Genomic DNA, 15,033 nt, shown 5'->3' with positions numbered 1-15,033 from the left:
GGGCCTCGGCAAAGCGGGCAGCGTCGAGATCGGGGGGGCAGAACGCTCATAGATGGGCCTTTGAACTGGGATGGTGGGGGGCGATGCGCCAGCGCACGAGTTGGGGCAGGCGGTCGGTTTGTGGGGCGTAGCTGGCGCGCTCGACCACGCGGCGGCCCCGGCTCCAGGCCAATTGCTCCAGGACGAAAAGGGCATCGCGTCCGGTCAGTCCGGCAAGGCCGGTGCCCGGCTGGCGCCAGAGCGGATCGACGAGGTCGCGCCACAGGTCCGTCACGTCGCCATCGATGGAGAAGGCGCGCAAGGCAGGGGCCATTGGCGCGCCCGCGAGCGGGTAGCGGCTGTCGGCAACCCAGAGGTCGACCGGGCGGGTATCGGCGGCCAGTGCCCGGACGGGCAGGCCCAGCGTGAGCGAGGCGCCCGCGCCCAGCTTGATCACATCACGGCGGTCCATCATCGCCTCTCTCCCATAGCGCCCCTGCCTTCTTGCGTGGGTCACGAATTACACATATGTGTAAATGGGCTGTAGGCAGGCGTCAAGCCGCCGCTTCTTTCGGCGGCACACCCTTGCTAGGAGAGGCCATGTCCCAAGCCAGCGAACCCTCCACGCCCGCTTCCGGCGCGACCCCTGCCAAGCTTCTCCATGCGGCCGAGCAGATCGTGATCGAGGAAGGCGTCCATGCCTTGAGCGTGCGCCATATCGCGGCGCGGGCGGGGGTGAACTCGGCGCTCATCCGCTACCATTTCGGCAATGTCGATGGCCTGCTGGCGCGCCTTGCACACCTCAACGCGGCCCGGATCGCAGGCCGCCGCGGGGAGCTTCTGGAGGCATTGCAGGGCGCGGACTTCGAGGGCGCGGTGGACGCGCTGGTGGTCCCGCTCTGGGCGCCGGCGGCGCATGTGCCGGGGCAGCGGGCGATCGTGGTTCTGGACGAGATCTTCTCGCGCGCAGGTGGCGATCTGGGAAGCGAGGTCTGGGCGCTTTTCGCTGAAGGCGTGCAGCGGGTCAGCGCGGCCTTGCAAGCCGCACTCGGCGGCGTGGACGAGGCGGCCCTTGCCTGGCGGGTCCGGTTCGTGACGGCGGCCGCGCTCGACGTGCCGCCGCGCGCCTCGCGGGTGGAGGCGCGCGAGATCCAGGGCGCTTATGGCCGCGACGGTCTGGACGAGCGGCTGGCGCGCTTCCGGGGCTTTGCGCAGCAGGCGCTGCGGGTCATCGATTAGGCTGTCAGGTCTCAGCGGCCCTCGTGCAGCTCGACGAGTTCGTAGGCCGCGCCGATCTGGTCCCAGGTCAGGCGCAGGAAGAGGGCGTCGGGGCCATGGACCCAGAGCTGGGCGGGGTCCCACTCAGGATGCCAGCGCAGGGCGTAGCGGCGCGCGGCGAAGGTGCCGGCCGGAACGGTGACGCTCTCTTCCCCAAGGTAGGCGACATCGATCGCGGTGGGCATCGCGTAGAGCCCTTCATCGCCTGCGGGCGCGACCGAGTTGGCAAGGCCGTGGACGGTGCGGAAGGTGCCCTTCTCGTCGGTCCCGCGCGACAGCGCCACGAGGGCATCGCCCACGAGCGGATGCAGGCCGAGATAGCCAAGTTGCCCATCGACCGGAACGCGCTGCGACACGCGGCCCGTCGCGGTGATCTCGCCCTCGCATTCAAGCTGGCCGTCCTCGCACAGGAAAAGGGTCGTGCCCGTGCGCGCGCCGTGCTTGACGACGCGGCAGAAGGCATCGCGCGGGCGCCCGTTTGCATCGAGCAGCATCGAGACGTCGCGCGAGAGGCCAACGTCGTCCATCTCGCAAAAGGCGCGCAAGGTCCGGCCCGCGTTTTCACCATGGTCGATCATCTCGAACCATTCGCGGCCAGTCTGCTCCTCGCCTCTCAGGTAATCGATCCGGCCCTTGATGAACGTGCCCACGTGCTGTCTCCCTTCGCGCTGCGGTGACGGGCGGTGTGGACGCACGTCCGGGCTCGCGCCAGCGCGGTGCGCAAAGAGTTCATGGAGCGGAACCTGACCGCAGGGCTCAGGGGATCGGGGAAGGGCCCATGCCCGCCAGCCCCAGCGCCTTGCGGTCGGCGGTCGCGGCCGCGAGCTCGGCGTAGGCCGCGGCGATGCGGGCGCGCGCCTCGATCAGCTTGACCTCGGCGTCGGTCGCGGTCTCCTCGCGCTGGTTGACGAGGAAGAAGTCGCTCGATCCCAGTTCGAAGCGGCGCCGCTCGGCCGAGGCCAGCTTGCGGGCCAGATCGCGCTCGACCGAGGAGGTGTCGATCAGCTGCAGCGCGGTGTCGACGGCAATGGAAATGCCGGCGACTTCAGCCTGAATCTGCTCGCGCAGGTAGCGCTGCTTGATGCTGAGCTCGTCAATCTTGGCGTTGGTTTCAGCGAGCTTGCCCTTGGCCGCGCGGTTCTGGAGCGGGACCGAAAAGTGCACGCCCACGATCACCTCGGTGGGCGTACGGCTGTAGCCGCCCAGACCTTCCGAGCCGATGTCCTTGGCGACTTCGCCCTTGAGATCGAGGCGCGGGCGCAGGTTGTTCTCGGCCAGCGCGAGCTGGGTGCTGGCCTTGTCGATCTCCTCCATCAGGATCTGCACGTCGGGCCGCTCTTCCAATGCGAAGTCGGTGCTCACCGTCATCGAATCGAAGGCATGGTCCTGCCCGGGCAGGCGTTCCTCGGGCACCACGACAGGATTGCCGTTGAGGTCGCGGTAGTAGAGCGAGAGCTGGTTGGCCGCGCCCCGGAAGTCCCGCTCGGCCTGCACCACCAGTGCGCGGCGCTTGACGAGGTTCTGTTCGTTCTCGGTCAGCAGGATTTCAGGCCGCGCACCCAGTTCGACCTGGCGCGTGATCGCGCGGCTACGGGTCTGGGCTAGGTCGAGGAGGGCCTCATAGGCGCGCAGCTTGAGCCCGGCGGCGACCCACTTCTGGTAGGCCGAGACGGCACGGCTCTGCACGCCGATGGCGGTGGCCTCGGCTTCGAAGCGGGCGATGTCGATGTCGTTGTCGGCCAGCCGCGTCTTGGAGCGGCGCGAATCGATCAGGCGGTCGCGCAGCAGCGAGTAGAGCGCCCCGACCTTCAGTTCGCCCGCGCGGTTAGTGTAGGACTTGTCCTCGTAGATCGGAAACTCGCCGCGCGAATTGCGGTAGGAGCCGTAGACGTAGCCGCCGTTGTCCAGCAGCGGCTGCTTGGCCTCACCCGTGATCGAGGTGCCATCGTAATAGCCTTCCACGCGGCTGCGCCCATCGACGGAGAAGACGAGATCGAAGGCGCCCTCGGCCGAGAGCGCGCGGGCCTCGGCCTGCCGGGTGCGGTTGAGCGCGGCGATGATCTGCGGGGCCGAGCGGGCCGAGGCGCGCAGCACCTCGTTCAGAGTGAGCACGGGCGTGGCCACAGGCGCGGTGGCCTGCACGTCTGTTCCCGGGCTTCCGTTCTGGGCCGAGGCAGGCACGGGGATGGCAAGGGCGGTGGTGAGGAGCGCGGCCAGCGCAAGTCCGGGGCGCATGATCACTTCTTGTCGCTGCTCTCGGCGGAGGCCTTGGGCGCCGCTGCATAGGGCACGGCCTCCTTTTCCTGCCCGAAGTTGAGCGGGAAGTCGTTGACCTGGCGCCACAGTTCGTAGCCCACCGTCACGCGGTCGCCCTGGACCCAGCCCAGCACTTTGCTGCCCTGGCGCACGAAGCGCCGGTCGGGCCAGGCCGGGGCGTCGGGCAGAGGCTCGACCAGCACGCGGAAGAGGCCGTCACCGCGCGGGGTGGGATCGACCGAGCGGACCTGACCGTCGTAGATGCCCAGCGCAAACCACGGCCAGCCGCTGAACTGGATCACCGGGAAGCCCTCGAATTCGAGGCGGACACGGCGGCCCGGCTCGACCATCGGGATATCGCGGCCATCGACATAGAGTTCGACCGCGCGTTCGATCTGTTCGGGCGCGATGGAGGCAAGGGTCGTGCCCGAGGAGATCAGTGCGCCCAGCGCCTCGCCGTTCAACTGCTGGATGCGGCCGCTGCGCGGCGCGGGCACGACCTGCGCGGACTGACGGTTGAGCTGGACTTCGATCTGCTTGAGCTTGGCACGCGCCTCGGCGAGCTTGGCTTCGGCATCGGCGACCTTGATCTGGGTCTGCTCGAAATCACGCCGTGCAGCCAGCCCTTCCTCGTAAAGCTGGCGGGTGCGGCGCACGTCGATCGAGGCGACCGCGCGCGACTGTTCGATGGCCTGGATCTGCGCCTCGACCTGCGCCTTTTCCGCCGAGAGACGGGTCAGGTAGTCGGGGTCGACATCGACCACGCGCACGACCGGGTCGCCCGCTTCGACATAATCGCCGTCATGGACGAAGAACTTGTCGACCCGGCCGCTGACGAGCGAGGAAACCTGGCGCGGACGGTCGTCAGGGTCGAGCGCGGTGACTTGTCCGGGGCCTTGCGCGGTTTGCTGCCAGGGCACGAAGAGGATGGCGATGGACAGGACAAGGCCCATGGCGATGAGCCAGGCGACCACCTTGACCACGCGCGGGGGCTTGAGGCTCGTCAGCGAGGGAAAGTGCGCGATCTGCGCCTTGTCGAGAGTCACGAGCGGACCTCCTGCACGGCGACGTGATGGGTGAGCCCTTCGCGCGTGCTGAAGCGCCTCTGCTCGTTCGCGCCCATCCAGAAGTAGGCATCCGGCGTGATTGCCTCGGGGCGGCCGGTGAAGAAGAGCACGGTGGTCTCTTCCTTGCGCAGCGCTTCCAGCGAGGCCTTGAGCCGTTCGGTAGGCATCATGTCGTAGAGCTGGGAGAGCAGCAGCACGCGCGGCGCGCTGAGCAGCGCGTTGGCAAGCTTGAGCTGCATGACCTCGACCGTGGTGAGCGGCGAGCCCGAACCGGCAAGCTGGGTGTCGAGGCCCTTGGGCAGGCTCGAGATGCGGGTGCTGAGCCCCACGGTTTCAAGGACGCGCATCATGGCCGCACCGTCGATCCCCTGGGGCTGTGCCAGGGCAAGGTACTCGCGGATGGTGACCTCGACGATGCTGGAGCGGTTGAGCACGGTGACCGCCGAGCGCAGCAGGTACATGTCGAAAGCGCCCATCTCGCTACCGCCGATGGAAATGAGGCCGCGTGAAGGGTGGGCGTGGCGCTTCAGCAGCATGGCGATGTGGTTCTCGACATCGGGCGCGGCGACGGCGACGACCTGCGCGCCGGCCTCCAGCGCGAAGTCGAGCTTGGTGCCCTGGATCTCCACGTTGCGCATCTGGACCGCGCCATCGCTCGGCGCGGTTCCGGTGCGGTCGATGCGCTCCTGGGGGATGGCGAAGATCAGCGAGAGTTCCTCCGAACTCGCCACCAGATCGTAGAAGGTGTCGAGGTACCAGCCCAGCTGGTAGATGCCGTAGAAGACGCCCGAGAGGATCAGCTCGGCCGCGACCAGCTGGCCGATCGAAAGCTGTCCGGCGAGGATCAGGTTGCCGCCCATCGCCAGCAGCGCCGCGCCTGCAAAGGCGTAGACGAGGAAGAAGCCGAGGGTCTGTGCAAAGCTGTAGCGGAAGTACTTCTTGTGCGCGCGGATGTAGTCCGCGGTGACCGCCTCGGAGCGGTCCATGGCGAAGTTGAGGTGGCGTGCGGACTTGTAGAAGCCGTTCGAGGCGCCGACCGTCTCCAACCAGTGCGCGGCGTTGTGCTTGGCGTGGCTGACGCCGACCGCGCCCGTGATCGCGCCGCGCCGCCAGAGCAGCCAGATGCCCCCGCAGGCCAGCACCAGGACCAGGTTGAAGGCGAGGAAGAAGGGGTGGTAGAAGCTCGTCACCATCAGCCCCACCGCGCCCTGCAGGACGATGGTGAAGGCGCCGATCACCAGACTGGGCACCGACTTCTGCACGATGGCAAGGTCGAAATAGCGGTTGAACAGGTGGCCGCGGTTCTCATCGGCAAAGAACGGGTTCTGCGCATGGACCGCGCGCACTGTGATCTCGGCGACGATGCGGGCAAAGATGCGCCGCTCGAAGATGGCGAGCAGGTAGATGCGCAAGGCGCTGAGCCCTGCCACGATCAGCAGCAGCGCGAAAAGTACGCCCGAGAGGATCCACAAGGGCGCGACAAGCGCCGTGCGCGCCACGCTGTTGATGAGAAGCTGGACCGAGATCGGTGTCGCCAGCGAAAGCAGGCTGATCGCAACGGTGTATACAATCCCGACATTCACATAGCCCGAATCCGGGCCGACAATCTCCGAAAGCCACACCGCGGCCTGCCGGAACCCCAAACGCTCAGCTACCAAAATTCAATCCTCTTCGAGGGTCCGCATGTGGCGCGGAGTCTATCCCCGGCCTGTGATGAATCCAACCGGGAAAGAGGGGCAGCAAAAGAACATTACGTTTGGCAAGGATCCGGCAGTGGGCGCAGGGCCGCTGGGGATGCAGACAGCCTTCCGGAAAGGTACACTTTCCGGAAGGCTGTCGTTACCTGGATGGGCGCACGTTGCGCCCGCAAGGGCTCAGGTTGGAGTGCGCGTTCAGAAGCTCGCCTGGATCGAGGTGTAGAAGAAGCGGCCTTCCGCGCTCGCCAGGCTCGCATCGTAGCCATAGGTCGCATCGAGGAAGGGCGGCTTGGAATCGAGCAGGTTGCGCACGCCAAAACGCACGCGGCTGCCCGAAAGGGCACCCTCCTGGAAAGTGTGCTGGAGGTAGGCGTTCATGGTGAACCAGTCGTTGACCTTCCAGTACGCGTTGGTCTCGTCCTGCACGACGCCGGTGTCGTAGTAGGAGCCGACATAGCGCCCGAACAGACCTGCGGCCCAGCCGTCCTTCTTCCAGGTCAGCGTGCCCGAAGCCTGCCACTTGGGGCGCCCGTCGCGCTCGATGAGATCGCCCACGGCCTCGAGCGGGACTTCGGCCCCCAGCACCGACTGGATCTGCTGCGCCTGGGGGGAGAGCCCCTGGTAGGCCTTGTCGAGGTACGAGGCGTTGAACTTGATGTCGAAGCTGCCGACAGGGGTTTCGGGCGGCTGGTAGTAGAGCCCGAAGTCGATGCCCGCACTGGTACGTGTGTCGAGGTTGGTGAAGAGGTCGTCGATCTGGACCATCTCGCCCAGCGGATCGAGCCCGCTGCCCTGGTAGAAGGCGATGTCATCGGCGGTGGGATCGGCGCGGTGGACGCCGGAAAGGCCGCCATTGCCCTGGAGGCGCGAGACATAGTCGAGCGCGGCGATGTTCTCGGCGCCGAAGATGCCGACGAGGTTGCGCTGCTTGATATGCCAGTAGTCGACCGTCAGGGTCCAGCGCGGGGTCGGCGTGAAGACCGCGCCGATCGAGTAGCTGGCGTTCTTCTCCGGCTTGAGCTGCGTGTTGCCGAAACGGCGCTCTTCCACGCGGTCGTTGCCCGCGCACGCGCCCAGGCTCGCGATGTCGCCCTTGTTCACGCTCGCCTGACAGGCGTAGTAGTCGATCACCGTGCTGACGCGGGTGGTGACGTCGGTGTTGAGCTGTTCAAGGTTCGGCGCGCGGAAACCTTCGGCATAGGAGGCGCGGATCTGCAGCTGGTCGAAGGGATACCAGGATGCCGCGAACTTGGGACGGAACACGCTGCCCACGTCCGAATAGTGCTCGAAGCGGCCCGCGAGCTGGAGGTTGAGCGCGCGCACCAGCGGCACGTCCATGTCGCGGCTGACGAGCGGGACAGCCAGTTCGGTAAAGGCGGAGTAGACATTGCGCGACCCGCTGGCATCGCCCGCCACGCTCGAGCCCATGATGTCCGACTGGTTGATCATCTCGCCGGTGACCGCGTCGATGAAGTTGGTGGTGCCATCGAGCCGGTCGTCGTAGTCCTCGCTGAAGCTGGTGCGGCGCCATTCCACGCCAAGCGCGATGCCGACATCGCCGCCCGGAAGCGAGAGCAGGCTGCCGTTGGAAACCTTGAAATCGGCAAGGGCCAGCGTGGTCTTGGCGTAGCGCGAAACGTCGACGAGGAAGCTGTCGATGGTTTCCTGCGAATTGACGCTGGTATCGCCCCAGTTGGGATTGGCGAGGTCGCCGCCGTTGAACGGGTTGTATCCGCTTGCATCGGTGCGGTTGAGCGCCTGGCTGAACAGCGTGTTGGAGATGCGGTCGAAGGTCACGTCCTTGGTCGTGGCCTCGGAATAGAGCCCGGCGGTGTCCCAGTCCCAGTTGCCCCAGGCACCCCGAAAACCGCCCAGCAGGCGGAAGCTGTCGTTGTCGACGCGGATGTGGCGAAGGCCTGCATCGACTACGCGGTAGTTGGTCAGCGTGAGGTCGACGCCCTCTTCGGGAATGTCGAAACCCGACACGCGGTTGGGGTTGCCTGCGGCACCCAGCGGGTTCCAGTAGGCATCGCGCGAGATGTTGAAGCGGGCAGAACTCAGGATCGAGCTTTCGCCGCGGTACTCATCGGTGCGCGCACGGTAGTAACTGAGTTCGGAATAGAACTCGAAGTCGCCGAAGTCGTGGGTGATGAAGGCAAAGGCGTTGCCGCGCTTGATCCCCGGCGACATTGTGCGCGAGGAGTTGATGTCGTAGCGCAGGTCGCGCTGGAGGCTGCCATCGGCGATGCACAGGCCGTCCGACAGGGCGCCGCTGCACCCGGCCATGGAGCCGGGCTGGATGTGGAACACGCCGCCCGAACTGGTAAGGCCGGGCACGGCGTTGGCGGCGGTGAACTGGCCCCAGGGCGTGCTGCTGGAACGGTTGTCGAAGCTGAGGTCGCCGGCAAAGGGCGTGTGGGCGACGAAACCGCGCCGGTCGCTGGCGCCCGCATAGTCAAGCTCGCTCGCCCAGACCTTGGTGGCCTCGTAGTAGCTGAGCGCGAGCGAGAGGTGGGTGCGCCCCTCGTTGAAGGTCCAGCCACCCTGGAGGTCGGCGGAGTACTTCATCTTGTCGGTGTTTTCGGCAAAGCCCAGTTCGCCGCCCACGCGCAGGCCCTCGAAGCTGTCGTCGAGGACCGTGTTGATGACGCCCGCCACGGCGTCCGAACCGTAGATCGCCGAGGCGCCGTCGTGGAGCACTTCCATGCGCTTGATCCCGCGCACGGGCAGGGTGTTCATGTTGACGGTCGAGACCGGCACCGAATCCTCGGTCTGTGTGCCCGGATGCTGGACCAGGCGGCGGCCGTTCAGGAGGACCAGCGTGTTGCCCGAACCGATCGAGCGCAGGTTCACCGAGGCGACGTCCCCGCGCGCCGAGTGGACGCCGCCCGAGACCGTGTCGGTGCCGTTGAAGTTCATCGTGCCGTTGGCGGGCAGGGCCTGCAGCAGGTCGGCCGCCGAGGTAGGCGCGATCGCGCTGATGTCATCGTCGCTGACCACCGAGACCGGCAGTTCGCCGGCGGTCTTGAGGTTCTTGATCTGCGAGCCGACGACGACGATCTCGTTGGCGATGGCATCGTCCGAGGCCGGTGCAGGTGCGGTGTCCTGCGCGTGGGCGGCCAGCGGAAGTGCGGCCAGGCAACTGGTGATGAGCAGGCTGGCGCGCAGCCGGTGTGAACGTGCAGACAAGAGCATGGTCTATCCCCCTGGATGTTGGTTCGGGTCAGGCCGTCCGTGGGCGCTGACACAAATCTGCAACGGTGATCCGGGATTCGCCGGGGATGGTCCAATGATGGCTTTTCCTTGGGGTATAACCGTTGTCTATAAGGGCGCGGTTGGCAGGAAAAGGAGGGCGGCCATGCGCTTGCGCCACATCGAGATCTTCCACGCGGTCTACGAGCAGGGCTCGATCAGCGAGGCAGCGCGCGCGCTCAATGTCTCCCAGCCCTCGGTGAGCAAGGTCCTGCGCCATGCCGAGGACCAGCTTGGCTATGAGCTCTTCCAGAGGACCCGGGGGCGTCTTGTGGCGACCGAGGCGGCGCACGAACTCTTTGCCGAAGTGGCCGAGGTCTACAGCCGACTGGGGCGCCTGTCGCGTGCGGCGCGCAACATCGGCGCGCGCAAGGGTGGGCACCTGCGGGTTGCGGTGCTGCCCTCGCTCGGCCTTGTCGTCGCACCGCGCGCGGTGGCGCGCCTGCGCCGCACGAATCCGGACGTGACCTTCGAGATCACCACACTCCACAGCCGCGAAGTGGAGCGCAGCCTGTTCGAGCGCGAGTGCGACGTCGCCATCGGCTATCGGGTGGTGCGGCAGGTTCCCTTGCGTCAGGTTCCCGTGGGAAATGCGGCACTTGTCGTGGTTGCGCCCAAGGGGGAGCTGGCGGGAGACGCGGCGCCGGTGGCAATGGAAGTGCTCGACGGGCGCGACTTCATTGGCCTTCGCGACAGTGGCCCGCTCGCCGATCTCTTCGTCAACGAGCTGACCCGGCTGGAGATCGTGCCCAACGAGATCGTGACCTCGCACACCTACTACACCGCGCTTGCCCTCGTGCGCGAAGGGCAAGGGGTGACGGTGACAGACGCCTATACCGCTGCGGCCCTCAGCGCGCCGGACCTCACCTTCCATGCGCTGGCCCCCGATGTGCGCGCGCCGATCAACGCGATCACGCTGGAGGATCCTCCGGCTCTGGCCCTGATCGAGCTCTTCGTGGAAGAAATGCGCGCGGTCATGGCCGAGGCGATGGAGGCCGCCCCGACGGGAGGCGCCTTATAGACATCGGTTATGCCCCGGCCAAGAAGCCGACATTGCCTTGGCCGCATCGAGGCGGCACACCATCGCCGTGCCCTCGCCAGATGCGCTTTGCCCTGCCTTTAATAAGGTGTTGATGTGACTTCCTTTCGTTCGTCCCGTTCCCGCTTCGCCGCGCTGGCCTACGTGACCTGCGGGGCGCTGGCACTGCTGGGAGCAGATGGCGCGGCGGCCGAGCCGCAGGGGGAGGCCGCGATCCGGGCCGTCCTTTCGGGGGGAGCCGAGGCGGAAGGGCGCGCGCAGCCGGGGTGCGTGTTCGGGGCCTTCGAGAAGGGGCGCATGGTGCGCCTTGTCGCGCAGGGGGAGGCCGATCTTTCCGCGCACCGCGCGCTCGATGCGGACACGCTCTTTTATGGCGCTTCGCTCAGTAAGCAGTTCACCGCGCTCGCCGCCGCTACGCTGGTGGTGCAGGGCAAGCTGGCGCTGGAGGATGACGTGCGCCGGTATCTGCCCGAACTGCCGGCCTATGCGCGTCCGGTAAGCGTGGGCATGCTGATGCACCACACCTCGGGCATCCGGGACTTCCTCGCGCTGCTGCGCCTCGCGGGCATGGAGGACGTCGGCAAGGCAAGCCGCGCGCAGGCGCTCGACCTGCTCTTCCGCCAGCAGGATACGGCCTTCACGCCCGGAAGCGCCTACAGCTATTCGAACGGGGGCTATCTGCTCCTCGCCGAGATCGTCGCGCGCGTCTCGGGACAGTCCTTTGCCGATTATGCGAACGCGGCCATTTTCCGCCCGGCCGGCATGCCCAACGCCTACTTTCTCGATAACGCGAACCCAGTTGCGGGCACCTTTGCGCACGGGTATCTGCCTGAGGGCGAGCACTTCGTCGCGCGCGATACCTTTCCGCGCTTTTCGGGTTCGGGCGGGCTGATGCTTTCGATGGCCGACTTGGCCGCGTGGGAGCGCGAAGTTGCTCATGGCGGTTCTGTCTGGACACCCGAAGTCGCCGAAATCCTCCTGACGCCGGGTCGGCTGGCCGATGGCCAGGTCCTCGATGATGGCAAGGGGCTGGCCTATGGCGGGGGCCTGCATATCGGGCGCAAGGGCGGCGAGCGGATCGTCACGCATGGCGGCTCGGCGCAGGCTTTCAAGCACGCCTATATGCGCCTCCCCGACCGCGGGCAGTCCTTTGCGCTCCTGTGCAACCGGGGCGACTGGAAGGCGAGCGCAACGCTGGAAAAGGCGCTGGACGCGGCAGCTGTGCGCCGCCCCGGCATGCCCGAGATGCCCGCATCGGGAACTTATCATTCCCAGGAACTGAACGCCGACTACACACTGGCGCGCGAGGGGAAGGGCCTTGCCGTCACCATCGCCTCACCGCTGGTGGAGAGCCCGCGCGTGCTGCATTTTGCATCCCAGGATGACGGCGCGTTCCATGCAGGTTCGATGCGGCTTGCGCGGACCCGGGACCCGGCGCGCCTGACCCTCAGCCGGGGACATTCGGGCGAACTTGTGCTGCTGCGCGGCGATGAAAGGAAGACGCGATGAAGACACTCTCGCTGCGTAAAGCCACGCTCGGCCTGCTGGCAGGTGCCGCCGTTCTCGCGCCGCTTGCCGTTCATGGGGAAGGGCACGAGTCGGATGGCACCCTGACCGTGATCCGGGGCGGGACGATCTACGATGGCGCCTCGATGTCGCCTGTGACTGGAGATGTCGTGTTGCGCGGCGATGCCATCGTCTATGTCGGCCCGGCGCGCGCGGTGCCCGAAGGCGCCCGCGTGGTCGATGCCACGGGCAAGATCGTGCGCCCGGCTTCATTGATCCGCACACCCATGCCCAGCGTTTCCTGGAGAGTGCGGGGGGCGAGGGGCGTCTCAACCTGCCCTGGCTGATGCAGGGCGTGACGACGATCTTCACAGGCGTCGACGGGGGCGGGACGAGCGAGGTGAAGGCCTTTCTCGACGATGTCGAGGCGCGCAGCTTCGGTACGAATGTCGCGACCTATGTCGGCTTCGGGCCGGTGCGCCGCGCGGTGCTGGAGAACGACGCGCGCGCGCCCACAGGTGAGGAACTGGAACACATGCAGGCGCTCGTCGCCAAGGGCATGTGCGAGGGGGCGCTCGGCCTTTCGACGGGGCTGTTCTATGCGCCGCAAAGCTTCTCGAAGACCGGGGAAGTGACCGCGCTGGCCCGCGAGGCGGCAAAGCGCGGGGGGATCTACGACACCCACCAGCGCGACGAGGCCACCTACACCATCGGCATCGAAAAGTCGGTGGAGGAGGCCATCACCATCGGGCGCGAGGCGGGCCTGCCGGTCCACTTCGCCCACATCAAGGTGCTGGGCGTCGACGTTCACGGGACTTCCGGCGCGATCATCGCGCAGATCGAGAAGGCGCGCGCGCAGGGGCAGGACGTGACCGCCGACCAGTACCCGTGGGAGGCTTCGGGCACGAGCCTTCAGGCTTCGCTCCTGCCGGGCTGGGCGCAGGACGGCGGGCGCGTAGCGCTCCTGAAGCGCCTTGACGATCCGACAACGCGCGACCGGATCAAGGCGGAGATGACCGAGAACATGCGCCGCCGGGGTGGTCCGCACGCGCTGCTGCTCACCCATCCCGGCCACGAGTGGACCGCGATGCGTCTGGATGAGATCGCTGCACGCTGGGAGATCGACCCGCTCGACGCCGCGATCCGCATCATCCGTGACGGGGACCGCTCGGGCAAGCTTGTCTCCTTCAACATGGCCGAACGTGACATTGCCGCCTTCATGCGCCAGCCCTGGGTCGTCACCAGTTCGGACGGCTCGGAAGGCCACCCGCGCATGTACGCAAACTTCCCGCAGAAATACGCCAAGTACGTGAAGGCCGAGCACGTGATCGACCTCGCCACGTTCATCAATTCAAGCACCGGCCGCACCGCCGACATGTTCGGCCTCGCCGACCGGGGGCACCTCAAGGCCGGGTACAAGGCCGATGTCGTGGTCTTCGATCCGGACGGCTACCGGCCGGTCGCGACGTACGTATCGCCGCGCGAACTGACGGTAGGTGTCGATGCGCTTTTCGTGAACGGCCAGCAGGCGATCCGCGACGGAAAGCCTACAGGACGCGCGGCGGGCAGGGCCCTTCGCCACACGCCGCCACCGGGTAGCTGCCCGGCCTGAGCCACGCCCCGCGCTGGGGTCGACACGATAGGACGAGGACGAGATGGACCATTCGCGATCCGCGAAGGGAGAGCCGCGCGCGCGCTCTGCGAAGGCGCCGCAAGAGGACGCTCCGGTCGATGTGGCCGTGCTCGGCGCGGGCGTCGTGGGGCTGTGCACGGCCTACGCGCTGGCGCGGCGCGGGCTTCGCGTGGCCTTGGTCGAGCGCGCGGGCGAGCCGGGGCGGGGAACCTCCTTTGCCAACGGCGCGCAGCTCAGCTTTGCCTATACCGACGCGCTGGCGCAGCCTTCGCTCTGGCGCAAGTTGCCGGGTATGCTGGCCGGGCTTGACCCCGCGTTTCGCGTGCGGCCCTCGCTTGATCCCGAATTCCTCCGCTGGGGCCTTGCGTTCCTGCGCAACTGCACCGCATCGCGATTTTCCCGGAAGACCTGGGCAGCGCTGGAACTGGGCGTGGAATCGCAGGTCGCCCTGGCGGACCTGCGCGCGCGCCATCCCTTTGCCTTCAATCACGCGCGTCCGGGCAAGATGCACCTGTTCCGGGACGGCGCGGCGCTGGCGCGGGCCGAAGAGGTGTCGCACATGAAGCGCGAGGCGGGCTTTGAACAGCATGTCGTAGGGGCTGCGCAGGCGCGCGAGATCGAACCTGCGCTCACCGAGGCGGGGGACTTCGTTGGCGCGCTCTGGACGCCGGAGGAGGAAGTGGGGGATCCCTATCTCTTCTGCCGTGGCCTGCTGGAGGTGCTGACGCGCGAATACGGCGTCGCTGCGCAGTTCAATTTTTCCGCCGGTGCGCCGCTGGTTTCGTCGGACGGCGTGACGATCCCCGCTAGGGGCTCGCCACGAACCATCCGGGCGCGCCACATGGTGGTCTGCCTGGGCATCGATGCGCCCGACTATCTTTCCTCGCTCGGCATTCGCGCGGCGATCCAGCCGATGAAAGGGTACAGTTTTACAGCCCCGCTTGGTGCCCATGCTCCGCACGTCAGCCTGACAGATACGGCGCGCAAGATCGTGTTCTGCCGCCTTGGTGAGACCATGCGGATTGCCGGGTTGGCCGAACTCGGCGTGCACGATGCGGCGGTCGATCCGGTGCGGTTGCGGGCGCTGGTCGAGGGCGCGCGCGCGGGTCTCCCCCAGGCCGCGCGCTACGACGAGGCGGGACAGGGCTGGGCAGGCCTGCGCCCGATGCGCCCGGACAGCGTGCCCGAGGTGCGGCGCGCGGGCGAGCGGATCTTCCTCAATATTGGGCACGGCATGCTCGGCTGGACTTTCGCGGCGGGCTGCGGCGAACGCGTTGCCGAGCAGGTTCTGGCCGCAACCCGCGAGACACAGTGAAAGAAGGACTT

12 protein-coding genes are annotated in these 15,033 nt (G+C 67.2%); 6 read left to right on the top strand and 6 right to left on the bottom strand.

The window, feature by feature from the left end:
* Window positions 1–46: 46 nt before the first annotated feature.
* Window positions 47–454 (bottom strand): hypothetical protein, encoded by a 408-nt coding sequence (locus tag MBENS4_RS02185; RefSeq protein WP_039388435.1) that lies wholly within the window; start codon window positions 452–454, stop codon window positions 47–49.
* A gap of 125 nt (window positions 455–579) precedes the next feature.
* On the opposite strand from MBENS4_RS02185, the gene MBENS4_RS23810 reads away from it, so the two are divergent.
* Window positions 580–1,218: a TetR/AcrR family transcriptional regulator gene (locus tag MBENS4_RS23810; RefSeq protein WP_052321945.1), complete on the top strand. Its 639-nt coding sequence runs from the start codon at window positions 580–582 to the stop codon at window positions 1,216–1,218.
* An 11-nt stretch (window positions 1,219–1,229) separates the two neighbouring features.
* On the opposite strand, the gene MBENS4_RS02175 is transcribed toward MBENS4_RS23810, so the two are convergent.
* The 5 genes from MBENS4_RS02175 to MBENS4_RS02155 form a co-directional block, all read right to left on the bottom strand.
* The gene (locus MBENS4_RS02175; RefSeq protein ID WP_039388433.1) at window positions 1,230–1,907 is read right to left on the bottom strand and encodes a hypothetical protein; all 678 of its coding nucleotides are present in this window, start codon (window positions 1,905–1,907) and stop codon (window positions 1,230–1,232) included.
* Window positions 1,908–2,013: 106 nt separating this feature from the next.
* Window positions 2,014–3,492, bottom strand: a complete 1,479-nt coding sequence (locus tag MBENS4_RS02170) for a TolC family protein (RefSeq protein ID WP_039388432.1) — start codon at window positions 3,490–3,492, stop codon at window positions 2,014–2,016.
* Window positions 3,493–3,494: 2 nt separating this feature from the next.
* Window positions 3,495–4,559, bottom strand: a complete 1,065-nt coding sequence (locus tag MBENS4_RS02165) for an efflux RND transporter periplasmic adaptor subunit (protein ID WP_039388430.1) — start codon at window positions 4,557–4,559, stop codon at window positions 3,495–3,497.
* A complete protein-coding gene (locus MBENS4_RS02160; RefSeq protein WP_039388425.1) occupies window positions 4,556–6,238 on the bottom strand; it encodes an ABC transporter ATP-binding protein in 1,683 nt (560 codons plus the stop codon). The genes MBENS4_RS02165 and MBENS4_RS02160 overlap by 4 nt, the downstream gene beginning before the upstream one ends.
* Window positions 6,239–6,472: 234 nt before the next feature.
* Window positions 6,473–9,472, bottom strand: coding sequence for a TonB-dependent receptor domain-containing protein (locus tag MBENS4_RS02155; RefSeq protein ID WP_039388424.1), 3,000 nt, complete (start codon window positions 9,470–9,472; stop codon window positions 6,473–6,475).
* Between the two features lie 163 nt (window positions 9,473–9,635).
* On the opposite strand from MBENS4_RS02155, the gene MBENS4_RS02150 reads away from it, so the two are divergent.
* The 5 genes from MBENS4_RS02150 to MBENS4_RS02135 all read left to right on the top strand — a co-directional run bounded on the left by MBENS4_RS02150 (window position 9,636) and on the right by MBENS4_RS02135 (window position 15,022).
* Window positions 9,636–10,550, top strand: coding sequence for a LysR family transcriptional regulator (locus MBENS4_RS02150; protein ID WP_039388422.1), 915 nt, complete (start codon window positions 9,636–9,638; stop codon window positions 10,548–10,550).
* Window positions 10,551–10,664: 114 nt separating this feature from the next.
* Entirely contained in the window at window positions 10,665–12,077 is a 1,413-nt protein-coding gene (locus MBENS4_RS23805) for a serine hydrolase domain-containing protein (RefSeq protein WP_052321944.1), read from the top strand.
* Window positions 12,074–12,421, top strand: a complete 348-nt coding sequence (locus MBENS4_RS27335) for a hypothetical protein (RefSeq protein ID WP_340140782.1) — start codon at window positions 12,074–12,076, stop codon at window positions 12,419–12,421. The genes MBENS4_RS23805 and MBENS4_RS27335 overlap by 4 nt, the downstream gene beginning before the upstream one ends.
* Window positions 12,346–13,686: an N-acyl-D-amino-acid deacylase family protein gene (locus MBENS4_RS02140; RefSeq protein WP_340140826.1), complete on the top strand. Its 1,341-nt coding sequence runs from the start codon at window positions 12,346–12,348 to the stop codon at window positions 13,684–13,686. The genes MBENS4_RS27335 and MBENS4_RS02140 overlap by 76 nt, the downstream gene beginning before the upstream one ends.
* A gap of 43 nt (window positions 13,687–13,729) precedes the next feature.
* A complete protein-coding gene (locus tag MBENS4_RS02135) occupies window positions 13,730–15,022 on the top strand; it encodes an FAD-dependent oxidoreductase (protein ID WP_052321943.1) in 1,293 nt (430 codons plus the stop codon).
* Window positions 15,023–15,033 lie beyond the last annotated feature (11 nt).

The sequence above is a fragment of the Novosphingobium sp. MBES04 genome (assembly GCF_000813185.1).
Lineage (GTDB): Bacteria > Pseudomonadota > Alphaproteobacteria > Sphingomonadales > Sphingomonadaceae > Novosphingobium > Novosphingobium decolorationis.
This window is presented reverse-complemented; position numbering and strand designations above follow the sequence as displayed.